The sequence below is a fragment of the Shouchella sp. JSM 1781072 genome (assembly GCF_041949915.1).
GTDB lineage: Bacteria > Bacillota > Bacilli > Bacillales > Bacillaceae_D > Shouchella.
In genome coordinates this window covers 337,413-348,980 of record NZ_JBHFQE010000001.1, presented here as the reverse complement: position 1 = coordinate 348,980, position 11,568 = coordinate 337,413, and the positions used below count along the sequence as shown (strand labels likewise).

9 protein-coding genes and 1 other annotated feature are annotated in these 11,568 nt (G+C 41.9%); of the genes, 5 read left to right on the top strand and 4 right to left on the bottom strand.

The window, feature by feature from the left end; translation table 11 throughout:
* Positions 1 to 4: 4 nt before the first annotated feature.
* Positions 5 to 1,702 carry a septation ring formation regulator EzrA gene (gene ezrA, locus ACE1TH_RS01830; protein WP_099301513.1) on the bottom strand — a complete coding sequence of 566 codons (1,698 nt, stop codon included), beginning with the start codon at positions 1,700 to 1,702 and terminating at the stop codon, positions 5 to 7.
* A gap of 190 nt (positions 1,703 to 1,892) precedes the next feature.
* Between ezrA and hisJ the strand changes: the two genes are divergently transcribed.
* Entirely contained in the window at positions 1,893 to 2,693 is an 801-nt protein-coding gene (hisJ, locus tag ACE1TH_RS01825; protein WP_099301514.1) for a histidinol-phosphatase HisJ, read from the top strand.
* On the opposite strand, the gene refZ is transcribed toward hisJ, so the two are convergent.
* Complete coding sequence (refZ, locus tag ACE1TH_RS01820; protein WP_375078275.1) at positions 2,679 to 3,311, bottom strand: forespore capture DNA-binding protein RefZ; 633 nt, start codon at positions 3,309 to 3,311, stop codon at positions 2,679 to 2,681. The genes hisJ and refZ overlap by 15 nt on opposite strands.
* 168 nt (positions 3,312 to 3,479) lie before the next feature.
* Here refZ and ACE1TH_RS01815 point away from each other — a divergent pair, with 168 nt between their 5' ends.
* Positions 3,480 to 3,977 carry a GAF domain-containing protein gene (locus ACE1TH_RS01815; protein ID WP_255223633.1) on the top strand — a complete coding sequence of 166 codons (498 nt, stop codon included), beginning with the start codon at positions 3,480 to 3,482 and terminating at the stop codon, positions 3,975 to 3,977.
* Positions 3,978 to 4,189: 212 nt separating this feature from the next.
* The gene (gene rpsD / locus ACE1TH_RS01810; protein WP_099301517.1) at positions 4,190 to 4,792 is read left to right on the top strand and encodes a 30S ribosomal protein S4; all 603 of its coding nucleotides are present in this window, start codon (positions 4,190 to 4,192) and stop codon (positions 4,790 to 4,792) included.
* A gap of 94 nt (positions 4,793 to 4,886) precedes the next feature.
* On the opposite strand, the gene tyrS is transcribed toward rpsD, so the two are convergent.
* Positions 4,887 to 6,131: a tyrosine--tRNA ligase gene (tyrS, locus tag ACE1TH_RS01805; RefSeq protein ID WP_255223634.1), complete on the bottom strand. Its 1,245-nt coding sequence runs from the start codon at positions 6,129 to 6,131 to the stop codon at positions 4,887 to 4,889.
* Between the two features lie 44 nt (positions 6,132 to 6,175).
* Positions 6,176 to 6,382: a binding site (T-box leader), on the bottom strand.
* Between the two features lie 105 nt (positions 6,383 to 6,487).
* On the opposite strand from tyrS, the gene ACE1TH_RS01800 reads away from it, so the two are divergent.
* A complete protein-coding gene (locus ACE1TH_RS01800; protein WP_375078274.1) occupies positions 6,488 to 8,983 on the top strand; it encodes a transglycosylase domain-containing protein in 2,496 nt (831 codons plus the stop codon).
* Between the two features lie 52 nt (positions 8,984 to 9,035).
* On the opposite strand, the gene acsA is transcribed toward ACE1TH_RS01800, so the two are convergent.
* Entirely contained in the window at positions 9,036 to 10,745 is a 1,710-nt protein-coding gene (acsA, locus tag ACE1TH_RS01795) for an acetate--CoA ligase (protein WP_099301520.1), read from the bottom strand.
* Positions 10,746 to 10,929: 184 nt separating this feature from the next.
* Between acsA and ACE1TH_RS01790 the strand changes: the two genes are divergently transcribed.
* On the top strand, positions 10,930 to 11,562 hold the full coding sequence (locus tag ACE1TH_RS01790; protein WP_099301521.1) for a GNAT family N-acetyltransferase: 633 nt from the start codon (positions 10,930 to 10,932) through the stop codon (positions 11,560 to 11,562).
* The last annotated feature ends 6 nt before the right edge of the window (positions 11,563 to 11,568 follow it).

Here is an 11,568-nt window from a genome sequence, read left to right as displayed (position 1 = left end):
TCGTTTATGCACTCATATGTTTTGACACTTTGTTCATTAAGTCTGGCTCATAGCGTTGAACTGCATGTTGGACAATCGACAGTGCTTTTTCATAATCATACTGTAAGAAGGCTTGCTCCGCTTCATCAAGCTCTTTTCGCACGGATTCATCCTGCCCACGATAACGATTGCTATATTGAATGGCAAGCTCGGCCATTTGCGCTGTTTCCACCATTTCTCGAATATCGTTGCTATTTTTTTCAACAACAACAGACGCTTCTTGGACGAGGGCTTCTACTTGACTCATTTCAAGGGGAAATGACTGGAGTGCTTCTAGCGCTTTGTTAATTTTTGCTTCTGCTTCATCCAGTGTTTCCACGTAGGTAACAGGTACACCTGGCAGATTACTTTTATAGAGCAAGCGCTTTGACTCAAGCACAAGTTCTCTTAATTGACTTACGGTCTCTTGAGCTTGGAGTTCGTCTTTTCGCAGTCTTCTAAGCCGATCAATGCTTTCTTCAATGCCGGTTGACAGCTCTTCCATTTGAATACGCCAGTCTTCGGTCATCTCAAAAATAGATGAGAATGTTTGCTTTTGGTTTTCAAAGACGTCCATAATGACGGTTAACTGACTTTGTACATTTCGCAAATCTTTTTGAAGGGTTTGCTGAAGCTGGACCTCTTCACTTGCGATCATATAACTTTTTTCAACTTGAGTCGTCTCATCTAACAACTGCTTCATATTCTTATTCGCTTTTTCAATTTCCGCTTTCAATACAGGAATTTGTGCGAGTAACTTACTCTTATACGTCGCTTCTTTTTCCAACGTTTCATACATGCTATCAATTTCAGCTTGTACGTCTTCAAGTGTTGCCGCCGCCTCATCCACTTCTAGCGTTTTAAGAGCTATGTATGCCTTGTCAATTTCTTCCTTGAACGTAGCAATTTTTGAATGAAACGAGAATGTCTCAAGATGATACCCGTCTTCTTCCATCTCTTTAATGCCTAATTGGAGATTAGACAGTTCTCCTGGAAGGGTCGATCTTACTTGCATGAGAAGATACGGAATCCGCTCCATCTTTTCATTTAAACTATAAAGAGAGTCTTTCGTTTCAAGCAGTTGTTTTCGCGCCTGCAAGTAACTTCCATTTTGTGTTGACTCTTCAAACGCTACTAGCGCTTGTTTCGTATTCGTCATGACTTCATCAAGAGCTTGAATCGTCTCTCCAAATGAGCCTCTTTTTTTCAACAGTTCAGTGGACAAGTCTTGATAAAGTTCTTTAATTGAAGCGATCTCGCTTCGATTCTTTTCTTCAGCAGAAACGAGTTTATCAATATCCTCAACCATTACGTCCAGCTGTTGTTCAACAGAAATCAAACGATTTTCCGCCCATTTCAATTGATCTTTCGCTTTTGTAATGCGGTACTTTCCTGCTAGTTCTTCAATTTCAACGAGTTGCTCTTCAATGCTAGGTAAAATGGATTCAAGTATTTCATCCCAGTCTTTACGCCAACTTTCAAATTTCTGTTCCGTTTCACCAGACATCTTCAGCTTTTTCACTTTTGATATTTCTTCTGAAATGTTTCGATTTAAAATTTGGTTTTTACGATTGTCTAATTCATCAACTGATTTATGTATTGTTCGCCTAATCAAAATGCCAGCAACTGTGCCAATCACAATAATGACTAGTAAGACGACAACAATGGTTATGATTATATTCACTGGAGACTCCCTTCCGACAAGCTCTTTCCTACTTTGCTAACTTTCTAGTTTATCCGATATCTAATACGTATTATAATATCATGAAAGCGACAGTTTGTGTGCAGATTCAACACATCGCTCGCCGACAAATTTCACATTTTTAACATTTGAGTCATTTCTTCGTCACAACACACGAATAAGGAGGGTTCTTATGCACGTACGCGATGGGCATGTTCATAGCCCGTATTGTCCCCATGGCTCTAATGATACGATGGCTGCTTATTGTGAAGAAGCCATCAAAAAGGGAATCAAGCAGCTAACATTTACCGAACACGCGCCACTTCCTTCAACTTTCGTAGACCCAACACCTGAACAAGATAGTGCCATGCCTATACATGACGTGAGTGCCTACTTTTCTGCGATTGAGCAATTAAAAAAAGAGTATGCGGGCTCACTGCGCATACTCACGGGAATGGAAGTTGATTATATTGCTGGCTATGAAGAGGAAACGAAAGAGTTGCTAAATGAATTCGGTCCACATTTAGAAGACAGCATTCTATCGGTTCATTTTCTTCAAACTGATTCAGCCTATACTTGTATGGATTTTAGTTCCGACGCATTTGCTTCACTCGCTAACAAACTAGGTAGTATCGATGCCGTTTATAAGCTGTATTATCAGACAGTCTTTCGCTCCCTTAAAGCAAACTTAGGCAAGTACAAACCAAAGCGAATCGGCCATATGACTCTTTGTCGTAAATATCAACGACGATACCCTGCGAGTCATTTTTTTGAACAGGAATGGATGGAGATCCTGAATGAAGTTCAAGCCCAAGGGCTCCAGCTTGATTATAACGGCGCCGGCATGAACAAGCCAGATTGCTTAGAAACGTACCCGCCTCTTCCAATTGCCCGTGTAGCTAAAAAGATGGGCATTCCACTTCTTTACGGGTCCGACGCTCATACAGTCTCTGGTCTACAAAGTGGTCAAACGGCGCTTTTACCCTCGGACTAAGTGAAGGCGCTTCGTATCTTTTGTCTGTAGCAATGACTTCATCCACTGTTCTGCATGAGACACATACCGTTTCATAAACAAATGATCATCTGGCGCTAGTAAAAATAACTCACGTAAATATTGTGGAGAAGAGAACGGGAGTGTTAACATATTCCGTAAATGAAGCACGGTTAAGTCAACCGGAATCCGCTTTAGTTGCTTCCGATCAAGGTACACATGAATAATTTGTTCTAACAGGAACTGCTCTTTCCTTAAATACGTACTCATCACTTCACGAACAAGGGTCGAGTCCATCGTCATTTCACGATGAGCCATTCTAGCTAATAAATGGCGTGACTGTTGATACGTAAATACGTGTTTAAATAATTTGGGTAGCACAGCATCGACGTCAACATTTGCTTGATACATGGCTTCTTCTATAGATTGAATATAACCTTCAAAGAATTCGATCATTAACGTTTCAAATAATGGTTGTTTCCCTCCAAAATAGTAGGAAATGAGCGCAGAATTGACGGAAGCTTCTTTCGCAATATCTCGAACCGACGTCCCATGATAGCCATGTGTATAAAATAAACGGGTAGCCGCATGTTTAATGGACTCTTTGGTTTGATCACTCATTAGGTCACCTCCGAGTAAAGTTGGTTTTTTCAAACCCTTCTCATCTTCCTACCTGTATTCGCTCTCCTATTCTCGAGCTCCTGTTCAGCTTGGGATTTTAGAACAAATACTTTTAGACAAAACCCGTGATTTAAAGGCGATTAATGTATATTAAAAGGAGAATCTGTCATGTTTACGACGAACACGTACTCAGATAACAAAAAAGACGCATATGAATTATTGTTAAAACAAGCAAAGGCCTTGCTTGAAGACGAAACAAGCACACTCGCAAACTATGCAAATGCAAGTGCCCTTCTTGGACAATTTTTAGGTGATATTAATTGGGTTGGATTTTACTTGTTAAAAGAAAATGAGCTCGTATTAGGACCTTTTCAAGGATTACCAGCCTGCACACGTATCTCCATTGGTAAAGGAGTATGCGGGACAGCTGTTTCTAAAAATCAAACGATGCGTGTTGCAGACGTTCATGCTTTTCCAGGCCATATTGCATGCGATGCCGCATCGAATTCTGAGATTGTCATACCCGTTCGTCAAAACGGCACCGTGATTGGCGTATTAGACATTGATAGCCCAATAAAAGATCGCTTTTCAGAAGAGGACCAAGTCTATTTAGAACAATTTGTTGCAACGATTGAACCTTTCTTAAACGCAAACCTTGACTTTTAAACGGTATTTCGGTTATGATTATTCGGTGTGAAAGACAGCCGAGACAAACTGTTGTTTGTTTTATTCCATTCCTCGCGGCTGCAAGGTATGAGGTGTACTGTGTAACTTCTAGCTGTCGAAGCGAAGGTACATGAAAATGGAATAACCTGCATTCAGAGATTGTCAGACAGGTTGTTATTTTGCAAATCAAAATAACAAGGAGGAGACTACTTATGTCTCGTTATACAGGTCCATCTTGGAAACTATCTCGTCGCCTTGGTGTTTCACTAAGCGGCACTGGTAAAGAACTTGCTAAGCGTCCTTACGCTCCAGGTCAACACGGTCCAAACCAACGTAAAAAATTATCCGAATACGCGCTTCAGCTTCAAGAGAAGCAAAAGCTTCGTCATATGTATGGCGTAAATGAGCGTCAATTCGTTCGTATCTTCAACGATGCTGGCAAAATGTCAGGGATCCACGGTGAGAACTTCATGGTTCTTCTTGAGTCTCGTTTAGACAACCTTGTTTACCGTTTAGGTCTTGCTCGTACACGTCGTGCGGCACGTCAACTTGTTAACCACGGTCACGTAACAGTAGATGGTTCTCGTGTAGATATCCCATCTTACCGTGTAAAGCCTGGTCAAGCAATTTCTCTTCGTGAGCGTTCTCGTACCCTTTCTGCGGTAAAAGAATCTCTAGAAGTAAATGACTTCACACCAGCATACGTATCATTTGATGAAGAAAAGCTTGAAGGAACGTACACACGTTTCCCAGAGCGTTCTGAGCTTCCTGCTGAAATCACAGAAGCGCTTATCGTTGAGTGGTATTCTCGTTAATACGTTTGTAAGAAGCGTCCGCCTAGTAAGGTGGACGTTTTTTTATTCGTGTATAAAAAAAGCACTGCCAGAGGGGCAGCACTTTTTACTTCTATTAAGAAACGCTTAGTTTAGCAAATTTTCGTTTTCCTACTTGAACAATCATGCCATCTTCTACCGTAATCATCGCTTGAAGATCTTCCTGCTTTTCCTCGTTGATTTTCACACCGCCACCTTGAATCATGCGGCGCGCTTCACCTTTTGAATTTTGGAGCTTTAATTCAACAAGCATATCAATCAATGATACGGTTTGTTCGCCAGTCCATTCCACAACTGGTAAATCAGTAGGAAGATTTCGCTTTTGGAAGACCGTTTCAAAATAGCTTTGCGCTTCTTTAGCTGCTTCTTCCCCGTGGTACATTTCAACAAGTTTTCGACCAAGACGCATTTTTGCATCACGTGGGTGAACCGAGCCATCTTTTAAACCCGCTTCAATGTTGTTTACTTCTTCCATTGGTACATCTGTGGCTAACTTAAAGTATTTCACCATTAGCTCATCTGGAATCGACATCGATTTGCCGAAAATTTCATTTGGCGCTTCATCAATTCCGATGTAGTTGTTCAGCGACTTCGACATTTTGCGGACCCCATCGAGTCCTTCAATTAACGGCAACGTCATCATGACCTGCTTTTCTTTACCGTACGCATCTTGCAGCTGTCTTCCCATCAGAAGGTTAAACGTTTGATCCGTTCCTCCTACTTCGATGTCTGTTTCCATTGCAACAGAATCGTATCCTTGCATAAGCGGGTAGAAAAATTCATGAACCGAAATAGGCTGACCTGACTTATAGCGTTTATTAAAATCTTCACGCTCTAACATTCGCGCAACCGTCATTTGACCAGCTAAATTTAGCACATCTTCAAACTTAAGCTCGGTTAACCATTGAGAGTTGTAAAGAATTTCTGTTTTCTCCATATCTAGCACCTTGCCGTATTGTTCTACATACGTTTGCGCATTCTGTTTTACTTGTTCATCAGTTAATACTTTACGCGTTTCTGATTTACCAGTTGGATCGCCAATTTTCCCAGTGAAATCCCCAATTAACAATTGGATATGATGCCCGTAATCTTGAAACTGACGTAATTTTTGTAAGACAACCGTATGCCCAATATGCACGTCCGGTGCAGACGGGTCCATCCCTAGTTTTATCTTTAATGCCTTGCCTGTGCGAACACTTTTTTCAATCTTTTTACGAAACGCTTCTTCAGGAACAATTTCAACCACTCCACGCATAAGGGTCTCAACCTGTTCATCCACTAATCTAGCTTGCTCAGCCGTAAGCTGTTTTTCTTCCGTCATCTCTCTTCCTCCTCTATTTTTAAACACAAAAAAAGCTCCTCCCTAAAAGGGACGAACATTCGTCGCGGTACCACCCTCGTTGAAGGTTTATAAACCTCCCACTCAATAAATAACGGTCTTCCCGTCCTTGTGTCAAACACAAAGAAAGCTCCCAGCTGTAATTCTGCTTATCGATCGTGCTAGCTTTCACCACCCGCTAGCTCTCTATTGCTACCATTTATAAGCATACTTCGGCTTTTCAACGCTTGTGTATTTAGATATAAGCATAGTTTTATCACACCTCGTTTTCAAAGTCAACAGAACGTGTATGCCCGCTATCCTATTTATGGTATACTCACCATTATAGGGGGGAAAACATGAAATCTTTTCTATTAAATGTAAGGCAGTCTTTTGAGCAAATGAATCAAAAGCTCTCAGACATTCAATTTTTTCGCAAGGTAGGCATTACCTACCAAGTTATTTGGAATTTATTGCTCGTAGCACTTATCATAGGCTTTTTACTGATTGTCCTTGCAGGAGGGACTGCTGCAGGGTATTTCGCCTCTCTTGTTCATGACGAGGAAGAGTATACAGAAGAAGATTTGCGCACGCACGTTGGCTCGTTAACAGAAACAAGTGAAATTTACTTAGCGAACGACGTGTATTTAGGGAAAATTCGCAGTGATGTCGAACGGGATATTATTACCTTAGATGATATTGCGGATGATGTAAAAACGGCCATTATCGCAACAGAAGATGAACATTTTTATGAACATGAAGGCATCGTCCCTAAAGCACTTCTTCGAGCAACGATGCAAGAACTCTCCAATGCTTCTGTCCAAACGGGAGGAAGCACACTGACTCAGCAGCTAATTAAGCAACAGGTTCTCTCCAATGAAGTCTCGTTTGACCGAAAAGCAACGGAAATCATGTTAGCTATGCGCTTAGAACACTTCATGACAAAAGACGAAATTTTAGAGGCCTATTTAAACGTTGTACCATTTGGTCGAAATGCTTCTGGTCGGAATGTAGAAGGTGTGCAGGCCGCATCAATGGGTATCTTTGGCGTACCAGCTTCAGACTTAAACCTTGCACAATCTGCTTATTTAGCTGGAATGCCGCAAAGCCCGTTTGGGTACACGCCATTTACAGGTGATGCAGAAGTAAAAGATGAAGACGGCTTACAACCTGGATTTAATCGTTTTCGCACCGTATTGAACCGCATGTACGAAAGTGGCTACATTGATCAAGAACAGCGCGATGAAGCACTTGACTATGATTTAGCAGCGGACTTTATTGAATATGCGCCTGATCCAATGGCGCGTAACCCAAGACTAACTTCTGAAATTCTTGACCGCGCTACTGAAGCCCTTCTTTCTGTGGAAAAAGAGGCGTTTGAAGGATGGGATCAACTAAGCGCGAGCGCGCAAAATTTAGAAGAAGAAGAAATGCGCACCGATGTCCGCAATCGCATCGAAAACGGTGGCTACAAAATTTCAACTACGATTGAGGAAGACCTGTATGAGGTAATGAACGAAGCTGCTGGCGAATCGGATTACTATTTTGGCCCTAACAATAGTAGCGGAGACCGGGAAGAAGTTGGTGCGGTTCTAATTGATAATCGTACAGGAGCGATTTTGAGCTTTGTCGGTGGTCGAGAAGAAGATTTAGACAACCAGTTAAATCATACAACTCGTTTACGCTCGCCAGGATCAACGATCAAACCGATTCTACCGTTTGCCGGCGCTTTGGAAGCTGGTGTCACACAACCTGGGCTAGTCATTCCCGATACACCGGATACGTATCGATCAAATGGGCAGCCAATAGGGAATTTTGATTTACAGCACGCTGGAAATTTAACTGTACGTGAATCTTTAATACGCTCTCGAAATGTCCCAGCCGTTCGTGCTTGGTGGCATGTACCTGACGAAATGAAAAATCATCTAATTGAAGCTGCAGGTGTACCAGGTATGCCGCCATATGAATCAGCCGCTATTGGCGGTGGTGGGGCAACCGTCGAACAAATGGTGTCTGCTTATACTGCATTTGCAAACGACGGCATACGTCCTGACGCCTATATGATCGAGAAAATCGAAACGTACGACGGAGAAGTCGTATATGAACACGAAAAAGAAGAATTTGACTTCGTGAGCCCGCAAACAAACTACCTGTTAGTTGATATGATGCGCGATGTTGTTAATACAAGTGGTGGAACGGCGAGCCGCGTCCCAGGCTTGTTAAACTTTAGCGCTGATTGGGCAGGCAAGACCGGGACGTCAAATAAAGACATTGACTCTTGGTTTATTGCCACGAACCCATACGTATCGTTAGGCGTATGGAATGGCTATTCAGGTAGCACAGAAGCTCCACTTCTAAATAGACACAACGGAATGTCTACTGGTGAACGCACGCAAAACATCTGGGCAAATCTTGCCAATGCTGCTTATAATGTTCAACCGAACTTAATGACAGCAGAAGGAACCCGATTCCAACGTCCAGGAGGACTAACCGAGCGACGTGTGTGTGGCTTAACAGGTGGATCTTCTAATGCGGTTTGTGATGAAGAAGGGTTAGTCACAACCGACCTGTATAACAACGACATGCTTTCTCGTATTGACGGACTTGCACCGTTCCAATCTGAACTAAAGAGCACGATGCAAAGACAGCTTGAAGAATTAAGACAACGTCAATCTTCCGATGATGAGGGTGACGATGACGCTTCAGACAGTAGTGACGAATCTAGCTCAGATGATGACTCTAGTTCAGATGAAGATGCAGCTGACGATACGGAAGACAGTAGTGATCCTTCAACAGATGATGAAACGGACGAAACGTCTTCGGATGAGAGCGAAACCGATAACGAAGACGAGTAATCGATCGATAAAAAGCTCCAAGTGCTAAGGCACTTGGAGCTTTTGCTATGCATTAATCTTCCATTGTCGATAAATCACCTGTTGGTAAGTCAAGCTCCCATGCTTTGAGCACGCGACGCATAATTTTCCCACTACGAGTTTTAGGTAAGGAGGAACGAAACTCCATTTCTCTCGGTGCCGCATGTGCAGCTAAGCCGGTTTTTACAAATTGACGAATCTCTTCTTTTAACTCATCCGTCACTTCATACCCATCTCGAAGGGCGATAAACGCTTTAATAATTTCGCCACGGACAGGATCTGGTTTCCCAATAACTCCTGCTTCCGCAACAGCTGGATGTTCCACAAGTTTACTTTCAACTTCAAATGGACCAACACGCTCCCCGGCAGTCATGATAACATCATCAATTCTTCCTTGGAACCAGAAATAGCCATCTTCATCCATGTACGCAGAATCACCTGATACATACCAGCCAGCAATTTCAAAATAGCTTTTAAACTTTTGCTCATTATTCCAAATGGTCCGCATCATAGATGGCCATCCAGCTTTAATCGCTAAATTGCCCATTCGATTTGGAGGCAATTCATTTCCTTTATCATCAATGATCGCAGCGTATACGCCTGGAATCGGTTTGCCCATTGATCCTGGACGAATTTCCATTGCTGGATAATTACAAATCATTTGCGCCCCTGTTTCCGTCATCCACCACGTATCGTGAATACGCTGATCAAAGACATTTTTTCCCCAACGAACGACTTCAGGGTTAAGAGGTTCACCTACGCTTAATACATGGCGTAATGACGATAAGTCATATTTTTTCACCAGTTCGTCCCCTGCACTCATTAACATTCTGAATGCGGTAGGCGCACTGTACCAAACCGTTACATTGTAGCGCTGAATCGTTTCATACCAATCATTCGGAGAGAAACGCCCGCCTCTGACAACGTTTGTAATCCCCGCTAACCACGGTCCAAAAATTCCATATGACGTACCTGTTACCCAGCCTGGATCCGCTGTGCACCAATAAATATCGTCTTCTTTTAAGTCCAAGACAATTTTTGCAGTATGGTAATGTTGGACCATCGCTTCATGGACGTGCAACACACCTTTTGGCTTTCCAGTTGAACCAGACGTATAGTGTAAGATTAACCCGTCCTCTTTATCAACCCACTCAATTTCTAACTCATCCGATGCTGCTTCTAACCGCTTATTGAATTGAAGAAATGCACCATTGTCTTCGTAGTTTTTATCGTCAACAAGTACTGCTTCTAGTTCTGGTAAATCATTAAACGGTACACGCTCAAGTAAAGTCGGCGTTGTCACAAGTACTTTTGCGCCACTATCTTCAAGGCGATCTTTTACTGCCCCTTCCATAAAGGCTTCAAATAAAGGTCCGACAATTGCCCCTAGTTTGACAGCTCCAAGTAAAGCAAAATATAGTTCTGGAGATCGAGGCATAAAAATAAAGACACGGTCTCCTTTTTTTACACCCGCTTCTTTTAACACATTGGCGGCTTTGTTGGAATACGCTTTTAACTCTTTAAAGGTATAGCTTTCATCTCGACGTGCGTCACTATAGTAAAGCGCAATTTGATCCGCTTTTCCGTTTTCAGCGTGGCGGTCAATGGCCTCGTATGCTAAATTTAATTTTCCTGTATCATTCCAAGAGAAATGTTCTTTCACTTGATCCCAATCAAATTGTTCTTTTGCATCTTCATAATTTTTTAGGTTGTATTGTCCATCAATAACAGGAAGCGCTTTCATAATAGCTTCACACCTCTCCTTCTCTAATTTAGTTCATTATATACAAGAAACGTCTCGATTTCAATTGAATAATCTTATTAACTTTCTAAAGTTCGCTTAAATTACTAATCATTCGCTTTTTACTGGGACGTGCTACCTTTCTGTAGTATACTGTACGTGTAGATTGTTGACTTGAGGTGAAGCTATGGACCATCCAAAGAAATTTATAAGAGAAGCCTTTTCTTTTGATTCAAAAACCCTCTATTTAGAAGGCCCATTAGAACCAGAAGCCCTTGATGCTTTAGACTATCATGAGAAATTGGTTTCGTTTCGACCAGCTCAAGCACAAAAAAAAGCATTAATGGAAATCGCAGCACTTCCAGAAGGTCGCATTAACGTTATACGAGATGAGAATCAAATTGTAGGCTATGTGACGTTTGTTTACCCTGATCCTCTTGAACGTTGGTCAGAAGGGAAAATGGAAAATTTAATAGAATTAGGCGCAATTGAAATCGCACCAGAGTATCGCGCAAAAGGATTAGGAAAGCATTTATTGCGCTTGTCCGTAAAAGATCCAGCGATGGAAAACTATATTATTATTACAACAGAATACTACTGGCATTGGGATTTAAAAGGAAGCGGCCTTGATGTTTGGGAATACCGCAAAGTAATGGAGAAAATGATGAATGCAGGAGGCTTAATCTGGTTTGCTACTGATGATCCAGAAATTAGTTCTCACCCAGCTAACTGCTTAATGGCACGGATTGGCGCTAATATCGATCAAGCTTCTATGGAACAATTTGATCAACTGCGTTTTGTTAATCGCTTTATGTACTAATTAGTA